This is a genomic window from Streptosporangium nanhuense (assembly GCF_059358815.1).
The window spans coordinates 419,972-441,415 of the sequence record NZ_JCADBG010000001.1 but is presented as its reverse complement, the minus strand read 5'-3'; the positions used below and the strand labels follow the sequence as shown (position 1 = coordinate 441,415).

Genomic DNA, 21,444 nt, shown 5'->3' with positions numbered 1-21,444 from the left:
CGGTGGATGTTCAGCGGCCCGGAGACCGCTCCAGCGGGAGAAGCACGCGGAAGGTGGTGCCGCGGCCGGGGACGCTGGTCACCTCGATCCGGCCGTCGTGCGCCCGTACGAGCGCGGCGGCTATGGCCAGGCCCAGCCCGGTTCCGCCGCTGTCGCGGGAGCGGTCCGGATCGGCCCGGTAGAAGCGGTCGAACAGGTACGGCAGGTGCTCGGGATCGATGCCCCGCCCCTCGTCCCGCACCTCGATCAGTGCGGCTCCGCGGTGGGGGGCGGGTCCGGCCCCGGCGTGCACGACGCCGGGGGCGGGGACCCCGGCGACCGCTCGCGGAGCGACGGTGAGGCCGATCTCGGTGTCCGAGGAGGTGTGCTGGAGGGCGTTGCCGACCAGATTGGCGATGACCTGGTGCAGGCGGCGCTCGTCGCCGCGCACGAACACCGGCCCGTCGGAGATGACCAGCCGGATCGGCCGCTCGCGGTCGCGGGCGCGGGCGGCGTGCACCACGTCTGCGGCCGGCACGTGCAGGTCCACGACGCCGGGCTCCAGCGTGGGCTCCCGGTCCAATCTGGCCAGCAGCAGCATGTCCTCCACCAGGACGCCCATGCGCTCGGCCTCGGCCTCGATCCTGCGCAGCAGCCGCTCGGCCGCCGGGTCCCCGGCGTCCTGGCCGTGATGGTAGAGCTCGGCGAACCCCCTGATGGAGGTGAGCGGGGTGCGCAGTTCGTGCGAGGCGTCGGCGACGAAGTGCCGCAGCCGCCGTTCGGAGCGCTCGGACTCGCGGAGCGCGGTGGCCAGGCGCTCCAGCATGGTGTTCAGCGCGCCGCCGAGACGGCCTGTCTCGGTGTGGGGGTCGGTGTCGCCGACCCTGCGGTCGACGTCCCCGCCCGCGATGGCCTCGGCGGTCTGCTCCATGCGGGTCAGCGGGCGCAGGCCCAGCCGTACGACGGCGAAGGCGAGCGCCCCCAGGAGCAGAAGCACCAGGCCGCCCGCCACCGCCTCGATGACCAGGATCTGGTGCACGGTCACCCGGTTGGGCTCCAGCGACATCGACACGGTCAGCCTGGTGCCGTCGGGCAGGCCCCTGACCAGCACCCTCCACTGCCCCGTCACCGTGCCGGGCACGGTGATGGGGCCTTGCGGGACGGTGGAGACCGCCGCGGCGGGGACGGCCGGTCCGTCGCCGTTGTCGACGGGCAGGCTGCGCAGCAGGGTCCCGGAGGGGTCGTAGAAGGCGATCTTGAACTGGGTCGGGATCTGGACGGACTGTCCCCTGTCCACCGGTAACGGAGGCGGGGGCGGGAGCGGGCGCCGGCCGAAGGTGGCGGCCGTCTCGGTCAGCTGGGCGTCCACCCTGGACAGCAGCGAACGCTCCAGCAGCAGCACGCTCGCGGTGGCGAACGTCGCCAGCCCGGCCGCGCACAGACCGAGCAGCGCGGCCAGCAGCCGATGCCGCAGGGGCCAGGCCCGTCTCACGAGAGCCACCGCGACCGCTGACCCTGGCCGCGTTCGCCGTCCGGCCAGGCCCGTCTCACGAGAGACACTGCAACCGGTAGCCGACGCCACGCAACGTGTGGATCAGTGGCGGGCCCTCGGCGTCGATCTTCCGCCGCAGGTAGCTGATGTAGGACTCCACGATCCTGCTCTCGCCGTCGAAGTCGTAGTCCCACACGCGGTCGAGGATCTGCGCCTTGCTGACCACCCGCCCGGCGTTGATCATCAGGTAGCGCAGCAGGCTGAACTCCGTCGGCGACAGGTGGATCGCCCGCCCTGCCCGCCGTACGGTGTGGGCCTGCTCGTCGAGCTCCAGGTCGGCGTAGCGCAGCACGCCGTCGTCGGCCTGCTCCCGCGCGGGCCGCGTCCTGCGCATGATCGCCCGCAGCCGCAGGACCACCTCCTCCAGGCTGAAGGGCTTGGTCACGTAGTCGTCACCACCGGCGGTCAGCCCCGCGATCCGGTCGGACACCGCGTCCTTGGCGGTCAGGAAGAGCAGCAGGGGGCTGTCACCCGCCTCGCGGAGCTTACGCGCGACCGTGAACCCGTCCAGGGCGGGCATCATCACGTCCAGCACGATGATGTCGGGCCGCTCCCGGGCCACCGCCTCCAGTGCCTGACGGCCGTCCGCGGCGGTCCGCACGGTGAAGCCGTTCAGCTCCAGTGCCTCGGACAGCAGCTCGCGAATGTTCGGCTCGTCATCGACGACCAGCACCTTCACGGCGGGTTGTTCGTTCACGGCATCGTTCTACCGGCTCGCCGTGAGAGAAAGATGAGAGAGACGATCGTGACGGGCGTCCGCGGCTAGTTCTTCTTGACGTTCCCATGGCCGTTGCCGTTTCCCTGGCCGTTGCCGTTCCACGGCGGCGCGTGTTTCCCGGTCTTGTCCTTCGTCTTGTTCTTGTTGGGGTGGGGGTCGGCCTGCCTCACGGCGATTCCGGACGTATCCCTCCCGGTGGATCTGGCCGTCGTCCTGGGGGCGACGTCGGCCCGCCCATCGTGGCGAGGCGTGGCGGTGGGGCGACCCTCGTCGATCACCTGTCGCGTCCCGGGGGTAGGGGTGGGCTGTGGCGTCGCGACGGAGGCGGCCCCGGAGGGAGCGACCCGGTCCGGCCGGTCGGACTCGCCGCCTCGCCATTCGGCGGTGGCGACGGTGACGGCGAGAACACCGACGGCCAGGGCCGCGACACCGGCCGACAGGCGCCGGTGCCCGGTGATCCACCGGCGTGCCGGGACCTGCCGGGCCTCCCCCGTGGAACGGCGACCGGCGTCTCCGGGAAGGTGGTGATCCTGGGAGGGGTCCATGAGGTAACGACCGGTCTCCGCGTGAAGGTGGTGGTCCGTGGGACGACGGCCGGTCTCGGTGAGCCCGGTGGGCCCGGTGGGGCTCCGATCGGCTGCCGGGGGCGCGGCGCGGGCGGCGGGGAAGGGCGCCCCGGGGGTGTGCGTGCCCCGCTCCCCCAGCGCGGCCACCCGCCCCAGCTGTTCCCTGGCGCGGGCGGCGCCGGTGCGGCGGGCGGGATCCTTGTCGAGCAGGCCGGTGATGACGGGCGCCAGGGGTCCGGCGCGCCGGAACGGTTCGGGCTCGGCCGTCAGCACGGCGGCGAGGGTGGCCAGCGCGCTGCCGCGCCCGAACGCGGAGCGGCCCTCCGTGGCGGCGTACAGCGTGGCCCCGAAGGACCACAGGTCGCTCTCCGGGCTGGAGGCGACGCCGCCGGCCCGCTCGGGGGCGATGTAGGCGGGCGTGCCCACCACCATCCCGGTCCTGGTGAGGGACACGTCCTCGTCGAGGGCGGTGGCCAGCCCGAAGTCGGTCAGGATCGCGTGCCCGTCGCCGGTGAGCAGGATGTTGGCGGGTTTCACGTCGCGGTGCATCACCCCGGCCGCGTGGGCGGCCTCCAGCGCCGCCAGCACCTCCAGCCCGACGCGCGCGACGACGGGCGCGGGCAGCGGCCCCTCCTCGGCGATCACCTCGGCGAGGTTGCGTGAGTACACGAGCTGCATCACGATCCACAGGCGGTCGTCGGCCCGCACCACGTCGTACACCGCGGCGATGTTGGGGTGGGTGAGCCGCGCGGCGAGGCGCGCCTCCCGCATGGTGCGCTCCAGCAGGACCTCGCGCTCCGGCCCGGTCAGGTGGTCAGGGATCTCGACCTCCTTGACCGCCACCTCACGATGGAGGAGCTCGTCATAGGCGTGCCACACCGTCGCCGTGCCGCCCCTGCCCAGCCCTGCCATGAGGCGGTAGCGCCCGGCCAGCATCCACCCTTCGTACCGCGAAGAAGACATGGGCCATGCCTACCCGATGATTGATCCCGCATGTCGCCGGTATCACCGCATCTGACACCTATCGGTCACCGGATCGTTCTCCGGCTCCCGACTCCCGGCTCCCGGCCCTGGTGCCGCCCGCCGCTATCCCGCGTTCATCATGCGGCTCTCCCAGGCCCAGGCCGCGATCTCGACCCGGTTGCGCACGCCGAGCTTGGCCATGATGCCCGACACGTACCCCTTGATCGTGCTCAGCGAGATGAACAGCTCGTCGGCGATCTCCTGGTTGGTGCGTCCCCTGCCGATCGCCTGGACGATCTCGGTCTCCCGCGCGGTCAGGGGCTGGGCGGGCGCGCGGACCTTCGTCCGGGCCCCGCGGTCGGTGAGCCGGCGCAGCAACCGCAGCGTGATGGACGGCGAGATGAGCGCGTCTCCCGTGTACGCGGCCCGCACGGCCTCGACCAGCAGGCTGGGACCGGCGTCCTTCAGCACGAATCCGGCCGCGCCGCAGCGCAGCGCGCCGTGGACGTACTCGTCCAGGTCGAAGGTGGTGACCATCACCACCCTGGACGGGGTTCCGGCCAGGGCGCGGGCGACCTCGATCCCGTCGAGGCGGGGCATCTGGATGTCCACCAGGCACACGTCCGGGCTCGTCCTGCGGGCCTGCTCGATCGCCTCGACGCCGTCGCCCGCCTCGGCGACCACGGTGATGTCGGGCTGGTCCTCGAGAATGATCCGCAGGCTGGCCCGGATCATCGCCTGGTCGTCGGCCAGCAGCACCCGGATGGTCATCGTCGCTCCCCGGCGGGCACCGGCGGCGTCACCGGGCGTCGGCGCCCCACGGCCGACGCGGGCGGCGTCATCGGTGCTCGCCGGTGGGGACGGTGGCGCGAACGGACCAGCCGGAGCCGGGACGGGGGCCGGTGGTCAGGGTGCCGCCGAGGGCTTCGACGCGCTCGCGCATTCCGATGAGACCGTATCCGGCACGGCCGTATCCGGTGAGACCGCGTCCGGTGAGGCCGTACCCGGCGCGGCGGTGGCGGCGGGCGGGCACCCCCGGGGCGTCGTCCTCGATCTCGACCGTGACGGCGTTCTCGTGCTGGGTGATGCCGACGGTTACCGTACGGGCGTCCGGGGCGTGCCGGGAGACGTTGGTCAGCGCCTCCCGCACGATCCGGTACACGGTGCTGCTCACCTGGGGCGGCCAACCGGCCGGTTCGGCGTCCAGCCGCAGGCGCGCCCGGCGGCCGTGGCCCTCGAAGCCCTCGATCAGCTCGCCGAGCCGTTCGTGCCCCTCGGCGGCGGGAGCGGTGTCGCGCAGCAGGCCGACCACGTGGCGGGTGGCGGCCAGGGCCTCCGAACCCGCGGTCTCGATATCGGCGAGGGATCCGGCCGTCCTCTCCGGGTGCCTGGCGGTGACGAGCTGGGCGGCCTGGGCCTGGAGCACGATGCTGGTGACGTGGTGGGCGACGACGTCGTGCAGCTCCCTGGCCAGCTCAAGGCGTTCGTCGCGCCGTACCCGCTCGGCGACCGCACGGTGACGGGCGGCCAGCAGCCGGTGGCCGCCGCCGAGCGTCAGGGCGGCGAGCCAGAGCAGGCCGCTCAGCACCGGCACGGCCGAGCCGGGGTTGACCAGGAAACCGGCCGCCACCAAGGCCGGTCCCGCGGCGGCCACGGCGCAGGCCGCGCGGACGGGCAGCGTGCTGACCGCGGAGCCGACGAGCACCGCCAGCCCCAGGGACGCGGCGGGGCTGGGCTCGGCGGGCAGGTGGACGAGACGGGTGACGAGGACCGCGAGCGCGGCCACGGCCAGGCCCGCGACGGCGGTCCACAGCGGGGCGCGGCGGCGCGCCAGGGCGAGCGCGCACACCGAGGCGGCGACCGCCGCGCCGAACGGCCAGTACTCCGCGCCCCAGCTGCCGGCGACCTGGCACGCCTGGAAGGCCACGGCCACCGCGAACACGACGCCGAGCCCGGCGTCGGCCGCCACCTTGGACCGGAACACGACGCCGAGCCCGGCGCCGGCCGCCGCCGCCCTGGAACGGAACACGACGCCGAACCCGGCACCGGCCACCGCCCTGCAACGATCGGGAACACGCACGACGTCCAGGCTAGGTGAGGCGGCCCACCGGCCTGTACCGGCCGAAAGTACTGTCCTGCCCCTGCTTTCCGCCGATGCCGGAGCGGGCCGGAGTCCGCAGGATGAGGTCCCATGCCACCTGAAACGCTTCCTGCGACGCCGAGCCCCACGGGATCTGGGCGGCCCGCGACGACCTCCTCCGGCCGGCCACGGGTCGCCGCGCTCGACGTGCTGCGCGGGTTCGCCCTGTGCGGGATCCTGCTCGCCAACGTCAAGCCGATCGCCCACATGATCCACACCACCCAGGTCACGCGATCCGTGGTGGTGGCCCCCGGTCAGGACGACGCCTGGCTGGGGCTGGGGCTGTTCGTCGACCAGCGCTTCTTCCCGATCTTCTCCCTGCTGTTCGGCATCGGTTTCTCGCTGCTGCTGGACTCCGCCGCGGAGCGCGCCCCCCGGCCGCGGGTGCTCCTGCTGCGCCGGCTCCTGGTCCTGCTCGCGGTGGGCCTGGCCCACATGTTCCTGCTGTGGCGGGGGGACGTCCTGACCATCTACGCCGTCGCCGGCCTGCTGGTGCTGCTGCCCTCGACCTGGCTGCCGCGCCTGGCCGTCGCGGTGCTCGCCGCCGTCCTCGTCGCGACGCCGCTGATCCTCGACAGCAACGGCGTGCCGCTGGTGCCCGGCCTGTTCCTGCTGGGCTCGGCGCTGACCCGGTACGGCGTGATCGGCCGGATGGAGCATTCCGTCCGCGTCCCGGTCGTGCTGGGCCTGCTCTTCGCGGCGGGGGCGGTGCCCGCCGTGTGGCTGCAGGTCGGGACGAAGGCCGGCGACCCGTACTTCAACACCTGGTTCGGCCTCGCCGGGCTGCTGATGGCGGGCGTCTACGTGTGCGCCCTGCTGCTCCTGCTCAGAACGCCGCTCCAGCCGGTACTGCGGAGGGTCTTCGCGCCGCTGGGCCGGATGGCGCTGACCAACTACCTGTCGGCCACGCTCCTCGTCCTGCTGGCCGCCCGCCTCATCGGCAGCCCGCCGGACGGCTGGTCGTCGGCGACGGTGCTCCTGATCGCGGGAGCCGTTCTCGTCCCCCAGTGGCTGGTGTCCACGCTCTGGCTGCGCCGCTGTCGCCAGGGCCCCCTGGAATGGCTCTGGCGCTGGGCCACCTGGGCCCACCGCCCGCCCCTGCGCCGTACCCCCTGACCGGCGGGTTCGTGTGCGGGCCCGGCGGACGGGGAGTGACGGCCGGACGGCTCGCCGGGCCCGCGCGTGCCGGGCGCGTCCGGTGTTCCCGGCGGGCCGGCACGCTCAGGGCGACATGGTCGCGGCTCAGGCGACCGAGTGGGTGATGGTGGCGGTGTAGGTACCGACGCGGACGCCGACGGGCAGGGTCACGGTGAGCGTCGGGTTCCAGGTGGCGGAGTTCTCGCCCGTGCCGTCGGAGGCGGAGAAGGCCGTACGCGCGGAGCCGAGGTTTCCGCTGGTTCCGGGGGTGAGGTCCGCGTCCCCGGTCGTGGCCGTGGCGGTGCCGGGTGAGTAGCCGATGAGACTTCTGGCGATGGTCTCGGACGGGGTGGCGCCGCCGGTGGTGAAGGTCGTCGAGCTGACGGTCGCGGTCCAGGCGGCGTCGGGGATGTAGCGGGTGTCGGTCACGGTGACCGCGCCGAGCTGGGCCGAGATCTCGGTGCCCGGTGTCGCGGAACCCAGGTTCACGCTCTCGGGCACGCTGATGGACAGAGGGCCGGTGGGGCGTGTGACGGTGTCGGAGTCCAGGGTGACGGTGCCGTCGCGGGCCAGGAACCGCCCGTCGACGACCATGCCCGCGCCGGCGGTGATCGAGGCCAGCGCGAGGATGGTGCCGGAAAGGGTGGAGGCGGCTCCCAGCGTGGCCGAGGTGCCGACCTGCCAGAAGACGTTGCGCGCCTGGGCGCCGCCGATGAGGGTCACCGTGCTGGCGCCCGCGGTCAGAAGGGTGGAGACGGTCTGGAAGATGAAGATCGCGTCCGGGTCTCCCTGGGCGTCCAGCGTGAGGCTCCCGGTGTTGCTGAAGGTGCCCGAGACGGAGGTGTAGACCCCCGGCGTCAGCGTGGTGCCGCCGAGGTCGGTGAGCACGGTGGCGGTGGGAGTACGGGAGACGATGTCGCCGTAGGCGGTGGTGAAGTCGCTCTGGGCCTGGACGGCGACAGGGTCGTTCACATGGATCGTCCCGGCCACGTTCCCGGGCGGGAAACCGGTCACCGTCGTGCCCGGGGTCACCCCGACGTCACCGGTGATGAGGCTGCCGGCGGTGTTGACCACGGCGGTGCCGGCCAGGACGGCGAAGATCCCGGCCGCGCCGAGAAACACCGGCGGCTCCGCGGCGCTCGCGCCGGACCGCCCGGCCGGGAGCACGATCAGGAGCCCGGCCAGGAGGGAGGCCAGGAGCACGGTCACGGCGGTGACGGGTCCGGCCGAGATGAGGTTTCCCATACGTCCCTCTCCTTTCCCTCCAAGACCACAGCGGCTCAGGGCGTCGTCCTGCGAAAACCGTCCCGCGAAAATCGTCTTGCGAAAATCGTCTTCTGAAAGTCGTCTTGTGAAATCTGCCGCCGCGGATCGACCGCGCCCGGATCCGCTGTCACGACCGGGCGGGCACGCCGCTCACGGTTGTCGCCGGATCGAGGATCCGGATCGAGGACCGAGATGCCGTGAGGTCGCGACGGCGCGAGGGCGTGAGTCGCCGCGCACCGGCCGCCCTTTCTCCGGCCACGCGCGGCGGCACCTCTCCCGGTCGCGGACCGCGCCATGCCGGGAGGCCGTCTCGAGGCCGGCGCCGCCCGAACGACGATCCCGCTGTAGCCGAGAATAGAGGTTCCGCGCGGCAATGGCCGTGACACCAACGGCGTGTCGCCGACCTGCGAACTACGCCGTCGCCGGCTCACCGCGATGAGTGTTTCACCGCAAGCCGCGGCAGGGCATTCGCCGGACGGGCCTTGCCGCACCATCGAAGAGCATGCGAAACCCGCATCGCCGAGGGTTCCGGCACCTCGCTCCGGACACCCCACGGGCACACTTCCCATATCCCGAAATAGCGCTTTTTCTTATCCTTTTTTCATGCGACTAGCGGAGATCCGCACCTACCCCATCAAGTCCATCGAAGGCATCTCCTGCTCATCCGCCCGAGTCCTTCCCTGGGGTCTGGAAGGCGACCGCCGCTGGGCCGTGGTGGACCCGCTGGGAGCGTTGATCTGGGTCGGCGAACACCCCCGGCTCCTCTCGGTCTCGGCCGTGGAGACCCCCGAAGGCGGCCTCCGCCTGTCGGCGAGGGGCATGGGCGAACTCAAGGTCCCACCGGCCACCGGCGGCACGATCGCGCTGGGCTTCTCCAACCTCGACCGGGCCGTGCTCGCCCACGCCGACGCCCACGAGTGGTTCACCCGCCTGCTCGGCAAGCCCGCCCGCCTCGTCTGGGTGGACGACCCCGAACGCCGGACCGTCACCGAGAAACAGGGCGGCCTCTGGGACGGCCCCCTCCTGCTCGTCTCCAGGAGTTCGCTCCAGCGGCTGGACGACTGGATCGCCGAAGGCGCCCTGGAGCGCCAGGAGCACCCCCCGGACCCCCTCGACGTCGCCCGCTTCCGGCCCAACGCCGTCATCGACGGCGCGGAACCCTTCGCGGAGGACGCCTGGACGTCGGTCCGCATCGGCGAGATCGATTTCCGCGTCTCGACGTTGTGCGACCGCTGCGCCGTCACCATCTGGGACCCGGCCACCCAGGACGGCGGCAGGGAACCCCTGCGAACCCTGGCCAGACACCGCCGCTGGGACGGGAACACCTGGTTCGGCGTCCGCCTGGTGCCCAGGACCCTCGGCGAGCTGAGAGTCGGCGACGAGGTCCGGCCGGGTTAGCCGGTCGGGTGAACCCGGCTCGTCATCCGCTGGCCGTCGCCATGGCGACTGTGTACCGTCCTGGAGTGGGCGAAGAACACTGGGTCAGACCTTACGTGCGCAAGTTGCGTGACGGCAGACTGGTCGCGATAGCAGGTCGCTACCGAAGATCCCGCGGCAGGAAGGCGGCGGTGATCGGGGTCGGCGGGGTCGGTCTGGTGCTCGTCGCCCTCCTGACCCTCATCCTCGTCGCGCTGCCGGACAGCCCGGCGATCTCCCCCGCTCCCGAACCGGCGGCTTCGGTTCGGGTGGAGCCACCGCCCGAACCCGTCACCGAGGCACCGCCCGAGCCGACGACCGAACCGCCCCCGCCCGAGCCGACGTGATCGGGAAGACCGGAGCAGGCTTGGCGTGACCGTCCTCGGGCGCCCTTTGAGCTTGCCTGGGTACGGCCGCTCGGGGGGCGGTTCGGGTCTCTCAGCGCGAGAGCAGGTCCCGAAGGGCCTTGGCGACATCGGCGGGGGCCTCTTCCGCCATGAAGTGGCCGAAGGTGACGGGGATGTGCCGCAGGTCGGGGGCCCAGGCGCTCCACAGCGCCGCCGCGTCGAAGCCGAGAGCGGCGCCCCAGTCCTGCTGGAGCACGGTGACCGGCATCCGCAGCCGGTTGCCTGCGTCCCGGTCGGCCCGGTCGTGGGCGACGTCGACACCGGCGGAGGCGCGGTAGTCGGCCACGATCGAGGTGACGGCCGCGCGGGAGGCGTCCAGGTAGGCGGCGCGGACGTCGGCGGGGATCGCCTGCGGATCGTTGGTCCAGATGTCCAGGAAGTGCCCGAAGAAGGCGTCGGAACTGGCGGCGATCATCTTCTCGGGCAGGCCGGGAGGCTGGGCCATCAGATAGAGGTGGAAGCCGACGGCGGCGGTGGTGCCGTGCATCACCTCCCACATGTCCAGCGTGGGCAGCACGTCCAGGCTGGCCAGGTGGGTGATCGTCCCGGGGTGGTCGAGACCGGCGCGGATGGCGACCAGGGCTCCGCGGTCGTGTCCGGCCAGCGCGAAGCGGTCGTGTCCCAGCGCGCGGGCCAGGGCGACGATGTCGGCGGCCATGGTGCGCTTGGAGTAGGTGGCCTCGTCGGTCTCGGCAGGCTTGTCGCTGGCGCCGTAGCCGCGCAGGTCGGGACAGATCACGGTGTGGTCGGCCGCCAGGTCGGCGGCGACGTGGCGCCACATCAGGTGGGTCTGGGGAAAACCGTGCAGCAGCACGATCGGGCTGCCCGTCCCCGCGACGGCCGCGTTCAGGGACACGCCGTCGGCGACGGGGACGCGCCGGTAGTCGAATCCGGTGATGACAGGTGCCATGGTCGTGCTCTCTTCCGTAGGCGGCGGGTGGTGGGATGTCTCCAGCCTGCCGGGCGTGAATGAGCATCCGGTCAGCGCGCTACGGTGGCCAGGGGCGATGCCCCGGGAAAGGACGGCCGAGGGGTGCGGATCGTGTTCGGGGTGCTGGGGCCGGTGGCGGCCTGGGACGCCGCCGGAGACACGATCGCTCTCAAGGGGCCGCGGCACCGCGAGGTGCTGGCCCGGCTGATCGTCGCCCGCCGCCGCGTCGTACCGGTCACCGGCCTGGTCGAGGACCTGTGGGACGATCCGCCGCCCGGCGCGGTGAGCGCGGTGCGAACCTTCGTGGGCGCGTTGCGCCGCGCGCTGGAACCCGAGCGCCCGCCCCGGACCCCGCCCCGGCTGCTGGTCACCGAGGGACCGGGATACGCGCTGCGCGCGGAGCCGGACGAGGTGGACGCCTGGCGCTTCGAGCGGGCGGTCTCGGCCGCCGCGACACTGCCTCCCCAGGACGGGCTCGCCCGGCTGGCCGAGGCGCTGGGGTGGTGGCGCGGGCCCGCCTACGCCGAGTTCGCCGGCCAGGCCTGGGCCCGTACGGAGCGCTCCCGCCTGGCCGAGATCCGGCTGCACGCCGTCGAGCGCCGGGCCGAGCTCCGGCTCGCCCTCGGCCTGGCCGCCGAGGCGGTGCCGGACCTGGACGCGCACGTGGCCGAGCACCCCTGGCGCGAGGACGCCTGGCGGCTGCTGGCGCTCGCGCTGTACCGCACCGGTCGCCAGGGCGACGCGCTCGCCGTGCTGCGCCGGGCACGGACGACGCTGGTCCAGCAGCTGGGGGTGGATCCGGGCCCGCCCCTCCGCCGCCTGGAGGCCGACATCCTCCACCAGGCCGGCCATCTCGACCTCGCCTCCGGCCCTGGCGGAGCGGCGGCCCGGGTGTGGGCGCAGACCGCCGCCGTCTACGACCGCGCCGTGACCTCCGGCGCCCGGGCCCGGCTGGAGTCGACGGTGGGTCTGCTGCGCAGCCTCGCGATGACCGGGGGCACCGGTCTGGAGGCCGCCCGCCGGCACCGCCTGGAGGCCATCGCCGCCGCCGAGGAGCTGGACGACGCGGAACTGACCGCCCGGGTGATCGGCGCCTACGACGTCCCGGCGATCTGGACCCGTTCGGACGACCCCGAACAGGCGGCGCGCGTCGTGGCGGCGGCCGAACGCACCCTGGCGGACATCCCGCCCGGCGCGCACGAGGCGGCGCGGGCCGGCCTGCTGGCCACGATCGCCGTGGAGTCGCGCGGCACCCGCTCGGCGCGCGGGCCCCAGGCCGCCCGCGAGGCCGAGGAGATCGCCCGCCGCCTGGACGACCCCGCGCTGCTGGCGTTCGCCCTCAACGGCGTGTTCATGCAGACCTTCCACCGCGCGGGCCTGGCCCCCCGCCGGGACGAGATCGGCGCCGAGCTGGTCGCCCTGTCCACCCGGCACGGCCTGGTGGCCTTCCAGATACTCGGTCACCTCATCCGCCTCCAGGCCCGCGCCGCGCTCGCCGACTTCCCCGAGGCCGACCGGCACGCGGCCGCCGTGGACCTGCTGGCCGAACGCCACGAGCGGCCGCTGGCGGCCGTGTTCACCCGGTGGTACCGGGCACTGCGGCTCGCCGAGACCGGGCAAGCGCCCGTGGCCGAGGCCGAGGCCGCCTACCGGGACGCCGCCGCACGGCTGGACGGCGCCGGCATGCCCGGACTGGAGCACGGCCTGCCGCCGCTCGCGCTGCTGTGCCTGCGGCTGCGGCACGCGCTGCCCGCCCACACCGGCGAGCACGTCGACTGGGGCCCCTACGAGCCGTGGGCCCGTCCCCTGGTCCTGCTGGCCCGGGATCGCCCCGCCGAGGCCGCCGCGGCGCTGCGCGAGCTCCCCGAGCCGCCCCGCGACCTGCTGTTCGAGGCCCTGTGGTGTCTCGCCGCGCGGGCCGCGATCGCCGTCGGCGACCGGGAGACGATGGAACGCGCGCACGGCGAGCTCGCTCCCGCGGTGGGCGAGCTGGCCGGGGCGGGCAGCGGCCTGCTCACCCTGGGGCCGGTCTCCCGGCATCTCGACGACCTCGCCGGCGCCCTCGCCCGCCACGGCACCGCGGCCCGCCCACGCCCCCGCCCTCGCCCCCGCCCCCGCCCTCGCCGGAGGTGAGAGCCGTCAACGGCGTCCGCCGGACGTCCGTCGGACGCCCGGCGATTCCGATGGGATCGACGGGCAGCGTCACGAGGACCTGACGCGTCACGCGCCGATCCGCCACCGCGTCGTCTCGGCCTGACGCTTCCCGGCTTGACGCTTCCCGGCCTGACGCTCCGCCATCACCGGAAGAGAGGCGGAGCCGGTCACCGGATCGTCCCCGGGCGACGGCGGGCGGGTCACTGGCGGACGGTCGAACCCCGGCGCTCCTTGCGGATGTGCAACTGCGCGGGCACCCGCGTGCGCAGCTCGGCGACGTGGCTGACGATGCCGACCGCCCGGCCGCCGTCGCGCAGGCCGTCGAGGATGTCGAGCACCCCGTCGAGGGTGTCCTCGTCCAGGGTGCCGAAGCCCTCGTCGACGAAGAGCGTGCCGATGTCCACTCCTCCGGCCTCGGCGCTGACCACGTCGGCCAGGCCGAGGGCGAGGGCCAGCGAGGTGATGAAGCTCTCGCCGCCGGAGAGGGTCGCCGGGTCGCGGCCCACGCCGGTCCAGCTGTCCAGGATGTGCAGGCCGAGGCCGCCGCCGGACCTGCTCCGGTCTCCGGCGGAGCGGTCGCGGTTGTGCTCCAGGAGGTAACGCCCGCCCGACATGTGGTCGAGCCGCTCGTTGGCCGACTCGACCACCTGGCTGAGGCGCTCGCCGAGCACGTAGGACGACAGCCGCATCTTCCACCGGTTGTCGGTGGAGTTTCCGCCGGTCAGGGCGGCGAGCCCTTCGGTGAGCCGGTGCCGCTCCTCGGCGGGCTCCCAGCGTCGCAGGCAGGCGGCCAGCTCGGTGCGGAGCGCGGCCAGCCGGGTCAGGCGGGCCTCGCCCCGGTCCCGCTCGGACAGCAGGCGGGCGTGGGCGGCGTCGGCCGCGTCGCGCGCCTCGCGCAGCCCCGCGAGGTCGGGTTCGGGCTCGGCCGCGGCGGCGACCAGCTCGGGGTCGGCGAGCATCGCGGCGACCGCGGCGCTCTCCTGGGCGAGCTCGCGGAGCCGGGCGGCCTTCTCCTCCCGTTCGGCGGGAGAGCGGACGGCGGCGCGGGCGTCGCCGAGCCCGAGGAAGCCCGCCTCGACCACGGCGCCCAGCGCCCGGTCACGGGCCGTCACGAGCTCGGCCGCGGTGACCCGCTCGTCCCTGACCGCCTCGACGGCCTCGCGCAGCAGCTCCGCCTCGTCGGCCAGCCGCTCCAGCCTGGCGGCCAGCGTCGGGTCCTGGCCGCGCGCCTCGTCGATGCGCCCGGCCAGCCGCTCGACGTCGGCGCCGAGCCTTTCGACGTCCGTACGGCGGGAGGCGAGCCCGACGGCGAGCTCGCGCGAGCGCTCCACGAGCCGCTCGGACTCGGCGGTGATCCGCCCGGCCTCGGCCGCCAGCACCGGCTCGGCACCCGCCGACCCGCGGAGCGCGGCCAGTGCCCGCTCGGCCTCGGTGAGCTCGCCGGCGGCGTCCCGTACGGCCAGGCCGGTCCTGTCGCTCGCCTCGCGGTGGGCCGCGGCGATCTCGATGGCGCGGGTCGCGGCGGCGAGCGCGGAGGACAGGTGCGCGGCCTCCCGGGCCAGGCGGTCGCGGCGGGCCCGCACCGAGGGGTCGGCGCCCCGGGCGCCGTCCAGGCGGGCGGTGAGGCGCTCGCGCTCGGCCTGCCAGCCCGTACGGCGGGCGTGGCCCTCGGCGAGCCGCCGGGCGATCTCCGCGGCCCGGCTCCTCGCGCCGTCCAGCTCGGCGGCGATCCGCTCCACCTCGGCGGCGAGGTCGTCCTCGGCGCTCGCGGCGGCGGTCAGCGCCTCCAGCCTCCGGCCCGCCTCGGCGAGGGACTCCCCCGCCTCCTCCCCGATCACCTCTCCCGCGACGGCGAGGGTCTCGTCGAGGCGGGAGAGCAGTGCCGTGACGGTGGTTCCCGCGGCCTGGCGCCGTTCCAGGGCCGCCTCGTAGGCGCCCTGGGCGGCGCGCTCGTCTTCGGCGGTGGGCGCCCGGTCGGCGGGGGCGGCGGGGGCGGGGTGGTCGGGCGAGCCGCAGACCACGCAGGGCCGGCCGGGAGCGAGCTTGGCGGCGAGCTCGGCGGCCATGCCGTCGATCCTGGCCCGCCGGATGTCCAGGTGCCGGTCGCGGAGCGTCTGGGCGAAGTCGACGGCCTCGGTCTGCGCGGCGCGCGCGGACTCCAGCTCGGCGCGGAGTATCTCGCGGCGCCGTGCCGCGGCGAGCACGGCGGTGGCGGTCTCGGCGCTCGCCCGCGCGGCGGGGACACCCGCCGCCGCGGCCCTGGCCTCGCCCAGCCGGGCGGACGCCTCCGCCGACGCGGCGGGCAGCCCCTCCAGGACCTCGCGGACCTCGGCATCCCGCCGGGCCACCTCGGGGAGCTCGGCGTCGATCGCGGCGATCAGCCCGTCGAGCTCGGCCAGCCGGTCCTCCTCGGCCCGCAGCCCCTCCAGCCCGGCCAGCTCCCGCCCGCACTCCCTCTCCCGGGCGGTGAGGACCTCGCGGGTCTCCTCGGGGTCCAGGCCCTCGCCGATCTCCGGGGGCAGGGCGGCCAGACCCGCGGCGAGGTCGGCACGGGCGGCGGACAGATCGGCGGCGAGGCGGTCGCGGTGCTCGGCCGCCCGGAGGCGGGTGGCGGCGCCCTCCACCGCCGACTCGGCGGCGGGAACGCGGGCGGCGTCCAGGCGGGCGGCGGTGAGACGCTCGTCCAGCTCCCGGCGGAGACCGGGCAGGACCTCCAGGCGGGCGTCGGCCTCGGCCTGCGCGGCGGCCAGCTCGACGATCTCGCGAGCGGTCCTCTCCCGCTCCCGGACGATCCCGGCCAGACGTGACTCCTCCGCGCGCAGCTCGCCCAGGCGGGTGATCTCGCCCTGGCGGGCGCGCTCCAGCGCGGCCAGGTGACCGAGCACGGCGTGACGACGGTCCGCGCCTGCGTCCGTGGGGTCACGGACATCGTCATGGGCGTCATCGCCGGGCGCGCGGTCACGGACGTCGTCGTAAGCGCCGCCGCCGTAGGCCGCGCCTGCCGTGCCGGCGCCGTCACGAGCGGTACCGGCGGCGTCCCACCGACCGGAGGGGGCGGGGAGGAGGGGGAGGGCGCGGGCGACGGCGTCGGCGGCCAGGTGGTGGGCCTTGGACGCGGCCTCGGCGCGCTGCTCGGCGCCCTGGATCAGCGGCAGCACCCGGTCGGCGGCCGCGGCCTCCTCCAGGATGGTCTCCAGGTCGGCCCGCTCCTCGGCCGTCTCCTCCAGCGCCCGGCTCCTGGTCAGCGCCTCCGCGTGGCGCCGTCGCCGGTCGGCCAGCGCGGCACCGCGTTCCAGGCTCTCGCGCGCCCGCCGTACGGCGGCCTCGCCCTCGGCTCCCTGGCCGCCCAGCCGTACGGACTCCAGGCGCGCGAGCTCCTCGAGCGCGCGAGCCCACCCCAGCGGGTCGTCCTCCACGGACGGCACGGACTCCGCCGATCCCGCCGACCCCGTGGAGTCCGCAGGGTCCACGATCTCCGTGGTCTCCGTGGAGATCCGCGACTCGGGGGGATCGGTCAGCGTGGTCAGGAGGGCGGGCCCCGCGGCCTCCTCCAGGCGCTTGACGGCGAAGTCGACCTCCTTGCGGAGGGCCTGCTGCTCGCGGTACGCCTCGGTGCGCTGCTCGGCGAGCCAGGACTCGGCGGCGGCGTAGATCCTCACCGAGAACAGGCGCTCCAGGACCCTGCGGCGGTCCTCGCCGTCGGCGCGCAGGAACTTGGCGAAGTCACCCTGGGGCAGCATCGCGACCTGGAGGAACTGCTCGGCGTTCATGCCGAGCAGGGTGCCGACGAACTCCCCGGCCTCGTCGACCCTGGTCGTCAGCCCCACCCACTCCCCGGAGGGGGTGAGCTCCTGGAGCAGGGCCTTCTCGTTCTCCCTGGTCGTGCCGGCGCCTCTGAGCTTGGGGCGCTGCCAGGCCGGTGACCGGGTGATCTTCAGCCTGCGGCCCCTGACCGTGACCTCCAGCGCCACGCTGGGCCCCCGGCCCGGGGGCGCGTGGTCGCAGCGCAGGCTCTTGGCGCTGTCGCGCCTGCCGGGCACCCTGCCGTACAGGGCGTAGCAGAGCGCGTCGAGCACGGTGGTCTTGCCCGCGCCGGTGGGGCCGTGGATCAGGAACAGCCCCGCCTCGGCGAGGGCGTCGAAGTCGACCTGCTCCTCGCCGGGGAAGGAACCGAAGGCGGTGATCCACAGACGGTGCGGGCGCATCTACGCCTTCGCCTCCTTCATGCGGGAGAACTCCACGGCCTCCCGCAGCAGCCGGGTCTCGTCGGGGTCGGCGGCCTCGCCGCGCACCTCGCGGACGAAGTCGAGGGCGACGTCGATCTCCGGGCGCCCGGCCGCCCTGGCGCGGGTCACGGTCTCGTGGACCCCGCCCTCGGGCTCGAAGGACAGGGCGAGCGTGTGCGGGAAGCGGGAGCGGAGCCGCTCCATCGCGCCCTTGGGCCGGATCCGGTCGACGAGCGTCACCTGGAGCCAGTGGTCCTCGTGCCGGGCGTGCTCGGGTGAGGCCAGCAGGTCGTCGATGCGGCCGGTGAGGCGGCTGACCGGCCGGGGCACCGGGGCCTCGACGAACTCGGCGCCCTCGTACCCGCCGGGGCCGATGTCGACCACCCAGGAGCCCTTCTTCTGTCCGGCCTCGGAGAAGGAGTAGGCGATCGGGGAGCCGGAGTAGCGGGCGGTCTCGCTCATCCGCTGGCGGCCGTGCAGGTGGCCGAGCGCCACGTAGTCGACGCCGTCGAACGCGCGCACCGGGACGTGCGCGACGCCTCCCACGCTGATGTCGCGCTCGCTGTCGCTGCCCTGCCCCCCGGTCACGAACGCGTGGGCCAGGACCACCGACCGGGGACCGCGCCGCGCGAGGTCGGCGCGGACCAGGGACATGGCGTGCTCGATCGCGGCGGTGTGGGTGCGCTCGGGCAGCTGCCAGGGGACGCGCACCAGCTCGGGCTCCAGGTAGGGGATGCCGTAGAAGGCGACGTCGCCGACGACGACCGGCTCGCCGACCCGCTCGGGGTCGGTGCGCAGGTGGACGCCCGCCGCGTCGATGAGGTCGGCGCCGAAGCCGAGGCGGCGGGCCGAGTCGTGGTTGCCGCTGATCAGCACGGTGCGCACCCCGGCGTCGACCAGGCGGCGCAGCGCCTGGTTGCACAGGTCGACCGCGTCGACCGAGGGCAGCGCCCGGTCGTAGACGTCACCGGAGACCGCGACCACGTCGATCCGCTCCGACCTGACCGTCTCGATCAGGTGGTCGACGAAGACGCCCTGGGCGGCCAGGAGACTCTCCCGGTGGAACGAGCGGCCCAGGTGCCAGTCCGATGTGTGCAGCACCCGCATGTCGCACGAAGCTAACAGGACTCAGCGACAAATGTGGCCACTCGCGTCACGCGGATCCCCCGCACTGTTCGGGGCTTCCGCCGGTGAGTACGCTTGAAGATCGTAGGGCACGATACCGGAACAACGACGACCACGGAGGCGAGTGACCATCGGGGATCGCGTCGGTGTCCAGGTGGGCCGCGGTGTCCTGAGCGTCGCCTCCGGCCTGATCCTGGTGGTTCTCGCGACGGTCGGCTACACCCTGCCGCCGCCGTTCGACCCGACCCCTCTGCACGTCGACCCGGTCTTCCAGACCCTTCCCCCCCAGCCGCCGTCCGAGCTCCGGTACGTCCCCTCGAACCGGCAGATCACCACGCAGGAGGTCACGGTCACGGCCGAGGACGGCACGCCGCTGGGGGCGACGATCCGCGCGCCGGTGGCCCCGGGGCGGCACCCGGCGCTGGTCTTCGTACAGGGGGCGGGTCCCGGGATCCGGGGCGAGTTCACGACCCAGGCCGAGTGGCTGGCCAGGACCGGGATCGTCACCCTCGTCTACGACAAGCGGACCGTGGGCTACGACTTCTTCGAGCGCGACTTCGGCCTCCTCGCCCGCGACGCCCTGCGCGTCCTGAACGAGTTACGCTCGCGCGACGACGTCGACCCGGCCAGGGTGGGGCTCTGGGGGGTCAGCGAGGGCAGCTGGGTGGTGCCCCTCGCCGCCAACGAGAGCGCCGCCGTCGGGTTCACCGTGCTGGTGTCGGCCCCCAACGTCTCCCCCATGCGGCAGGTGACGTGGGCGCTGGGCGAGCAGCTCCAGCGGCTGTACGCGCCCAGCGGGGTGCGCGAGCTGCTCATCCGCGCGATCGGCGCCGTGGACGCGGGTTTCCTGCGCTACGACGGCCTGCCCGCGCTGCGCGAGATGCGGCAGCCGGTCCTGGCGCTGTACGGCACGCGCGATCCCTCGATCCCGTTCGTGGAGAGCAGCAAGGCGCTGACCGGCGCGCTCGCCGAGGGCGGTAACGACTCCTACACGATCCGCTACCTCGACCGCGCCGACCACGGCATGCGCTTCCACGGCGGCCCCCTCGTCCCCGACTACCTGCGGACGTTGTCCAACTGGGTGCTGGGCCTGCCGGGCACGGCCACGCCGTCGGTGCACATCGCCGGCGCCACGCCGGTCCAGCGCCTGGCGGCGAGCGACGTCCCCGCCGCCCCCTGGTACGCCGGGGGTACGGTGATCGGCCTGACGCTCTGCCTGGCCGTGGTCGGTTACGTGGTCGGGCCGGTGGCGGAGATGGCCGCGCGGCTGCGCGGGCGGGCGACGGCCGCGGAGACCAGCCTCCTGGTCTGGCCGCCGATCCGGCGGCGGTTCCGCCGGATGGCGTGGACCGGGGTCGGGCTGCTCCTGTCGGTGATGGCGTTCATCACGCTGCTCGTGCTGTTCTCGGTCAACCAGGCCGGGGCGTGGCCCGCGGTGCTCGCCGGATGGCTGGTCATCAGGATCCTGGCGCTGCTGATGCTGCTGCAGGAGGTCACGGGCGTGGCGGCCGTCGTGTCGGGACTGCGGGAGGGGTGGGAGCCCTCCCGGCCGCAGAGCTTCGCGATCGCCGGGGTGCTGGGCAGCACCGGCCTGCTGCTGGTGGCCGCGGCCTACTACGGCCTGTTCTCGTTCCCCTGGTAGGGCTCACCGACGGGCGGCCCCGTCGAGGCGGCCTGGCTCACCGACGGGCAAGCCTGTCGAAGCGGCCTGGTGAGCGCGACGTCACGGGCACCGGTGAGTACGGCGTCACGTGCACAGCCGAGCCCGGCGTCACGGGCACCGGAGAGCCCCGGCGTCACAGGCCCCGCTGAGCGCGACGTCACGGGCAGCTGTCGAGCCAGCGGTCCATCTCGGCGAAGACGCGCTCGCGGACCGGCTCGGGTGACAGCACCAGGTCGTGCATGCCGCCCGGCACCCGTACGCACGTCACGTGCGCGCCGATGCTGGTCGACCAGCGGGCGATCCGCCGGGGGTCGAGCACGACGTCCGCCTCCCGGGCCTCGGGCATGAAGGCGCGCAGCCGCAGGCCCTTCTCCGCGCAGAGCACCAGCACCGGCACGTCCACCCGGAGGCCCTCGTGCAGCCTGCGCTGCGCCCGGCGGATCGCCCCCACCCAGGCCGCGTGCACCGCGAACCCGCCGATCGGCTTCCACTCCAGGTCGAAGTCCCACTCGCCGTGGTGGCCGCGGTGCAGGCTCGTGCCGTACGCGGTGGCGGTCACCATGGGCAGGACGGCGCGGGCGGGCAGCCTGGACAGCGGCCTCCTCAGCAGGTCGGCGGCGACCCGCACGGGGGCGGGGACGTTGAGGTCGAGGAAGGGGCTGTTGAGCACCAGCGCCCGAACCAGCCCCCGGCCCCGGACCCGGTCGGCCCAGAGCGGGGCGATCAGGCCCCCGGTGGAGTGGGCGTTGAGGACGACGTGATCGTGCCCGTCGCGCTCGCGGATGGTCCGTACCGCCTCGTCGATCTCCGGGAAGTACTCGGTGACGCTGCGCACGAAGCCACGGGTCTGGTGCGGCAGCAGCGAGCGGCCGTACTTGCGCAGGTCGAGACCGTAGAAGTCGAAGCCTCTGGCCACGAAGTGGTCGGCCAGGTGGGTCTGGAAGAAGTAGTCGGTGAAGCCGTGCACGTAGAGCACCGCTCCGCGGGCGGGCGCGGTGGCCCGTCGCCGTACCAGCGAGGCCACCACCGGGCCCTCGTCGTCGTCGGCCATCGGCAGGACCGTGAGCTCGTAGTCGGGGCCGAGAACGTCGGGCATGACGGCCAGGGTAGTTCGTACGGATTGTCCCCTTATAAGGGGGTCCGCCCCCGGAAAAGACCGTGACGACTTCGTCAGGAGTCGACCCGGCGGCGACGCCGTGAT

General features: G+C 74.2%; 15 protein-coding genes. 5 read left to right on the top strand and 10 right to left on the bottom strand.

Annotated elements, in window-relative coordinates; translation table 11 throughout:
* Positions 1–10: 10 nt before the first annotated feature.
* The 5 genes from AC5L38_RS01805 to AC5L38_RS01785 all read right to left on the bottom strand — a co-directional run bounded on the left by AC5L38_RS01805 (position 11) and on the right by AC5L38_RS01785 (position 5,858).
* A complete protein-coding gene (locus AC5L38_RS01805) occupies positions 11–1,471 on the bottom strand; it encodes a sensor histidine kinase (protein ID WP_495240958.1) in 1,461 nt (486 codons plus the stop codon).
* Positions 1,472–1,526: 55 nt separating this feature from the next.
* On the bottom strand, positions 1,527–2,228 hold the full coding sequence (locus AC5L38_RS01800; RefSeq protein ID WP_495240957.1) for a response regulator transcription factor: 702 nt from the start codon (positions 2,226–2,228) through the stop codon (positions 1,527–1,529).
* Between the two features lie 65 nt (positions 2,229–2,293).
* Positions 2,294–3,778, bottom strand: a complete 1,485-nt coding sequence (locus AC5L38_RS01795; protein WP_495240956.1) for a serine/threonine-protein kinase — start codon at positions 3,776–3,778, stop codon at positions 2,294–2,296.
* A 123-nt stretch (positions 3,779–3,901) separates the two neighbouring features.
* A complete protein-coding gene (locus AC5L38_RS01790) occupies positions 3,902–4,549 on the bottom strand; it encodes a response regulator (RefSeq protein WP_495240955.1) in 648 nt (215 codons plus the stop codon).
* Between the two features lie 67 nt (positions 4,550–4,616).
* Positions 4,617–5,858 carry a sensor histidine kinase gene (locus AC5L38_RS01785; RefSeq protein ID WP_495240954.1) on the bottom strand — a complete coding sequence of 414 codons (1,242 nt, stop codon included), beginning with the start codon at positions 5,856–5,858 and terminating at the stop codon, positions 4,617–4,619.
* Positions 5,859–5,969: 111 nt separating this feature from the next.
* Here AC5L38_RS01785 and AC5L38_RS01780 point away from each other — a divergent pair, with 111 nt between their 5' ends.
* Positions 5,970–7,034 (top strand): DUF418 domain-containing protein, encoded by a 1,065-nt coding sequence (locus tag AC5L38_RS01780; protein ID WP_495240953.1) that lies wholly within the window; start codon positions 5,970–5,972, stop codon positions 7,032–7,034.
* Between the two features lie 126 nt (positions 7,035–7,160).
* Here AC5L38_RS01780 and AC5L38_RS01775 read toward each other — a convergent pair whose 3' ends face one another.
* Positions 7,161–8,300 carry an ice-binding family protein gene (locus tag AC5L38_RS01775; RefSeq protein ID WP_495240952.1) on the bottom strand — a complete coding sequence of 380 codons (1,140 nt, stop codon included), beginning with the start codon at positions 8,298–8,300 and terminating at the stop codon, positions 7,161–7,163.
* Between the two features lie 624 nt (positions 8,301–8,924).
* On the opposite strand from AC5L38_RS01775, the gene AC5L38_RS01770 reads away from it, so the two are divergent.
* Positions 8,925–9,719, top strand: a complete 795-nt coding sequence (locus AC5L38_RS01770; protein WP_495240951.1) for an MOSC domain-containing protein — start codon at positions 8,925–8,927, stop codon at positions 9,717–9,719.
* 65 nt (positions 9,720–9,784) lie between these two features.
* Positions 9,785–10,084: a hypothetical protein gene (locus tag AC5L38_RS01765; protein ID WP_495240950.1), complete on the top strand. Its 300-nt coding sequence runs from the start codon at positions 9,785–9,787 to the stop codon at positions 10,082–10,084.
* A 91-nt stretch (positions 10,085–10,175) separates the two neighbouring features.
* Here the strand turns inward: AC5L38_RS01765 and AC5L38_RS01760 are convergent, their stop codons facing one another.
* Complete coding sequence (locus AC5L38_RS01760) at positions 10,176–11,054, bottom strand: alpha/beta fold hydrolase (RefSeq protein ID WP_495240949.1); 879 nt, start codon at positions 11,052–11,054, stop codon at positions 10,176–10,178.
* Between the two features lie 123 nt (positions 11,055–11,177).
* Between AC5L38_RS01760 and AC5L38_RS01755 the strand changes: the two genes are divergently transcribed.
* Positions 11,178–13,208, top strand: coding sequence for an AfsR/SARP family transcriptional regulator (locus tag AC5L38_RS01755; RefSeq protein WP_495240948.1), 2,031 nt, complete (start codon positions 11,178–11,180; stop codon positions 13,206–13,208).
* Between the two features lie 221 nt (positions 13,209–13,429).
* On the opposite strand, the gene AC5L38_RS01750 is transcribed toward AC5L38_RS01755, so the two are convergent.
* Positions 13,430–17,434, bottom strand: a complete 4,005-nt coding sequence (locus AC5L38_RS01750; protein ID WP_495240947.1) for an AAA family ATPase — start codon at positions 17,432–17,434, stop codon at positions 13,430–13,432.
* Positions 17,435–18,562, bottom strand: coding sequence for an exonuclease SbcCD subunit D (locus AC5L38_RS01745; RefSeq protein WP_495240946.1), 1,128 nt, complete (start codon positions 18,560–18,562; stop codon positions 17,435–17,437).
* Positions 18,563–18,704: 142 nt separating this feature from the next.
* Here AC5L38_RS01745 and AC5L38_RS01740 point away from each other — a divergent pair, with 142 nt between their 5' ends.
* Positions 18,705–20,222, top strand: coding sequence for an alpha/beta hydrolase family protein (locus tag AC5L38_RS01740; protein WP_495240945.1), 1,518 nt, complete (start codon positions 18,705–18,707; stop codon positions 20,220–20,222).
* Between the two features lie 178 nt (positions 20,223–20,400).
* Here the strand turns inward: AC5L38_RS01740 and AC5L38_RS01735 are convergent, their stop codons facing one another.
* On the bottom strand, positions 20,401–21,339 hold the full coding sequence (locus AC5L38_RS01735) for an alpha/beta hydrolase (RefSeq protein ID WP_495240944.1): 939 nt from the start codon (positions 21,337–21,339) through the stop codon (positions 20,401–20,403).
* Positions 21,340–21,444 lie beyond the last annotated feature (105 nt).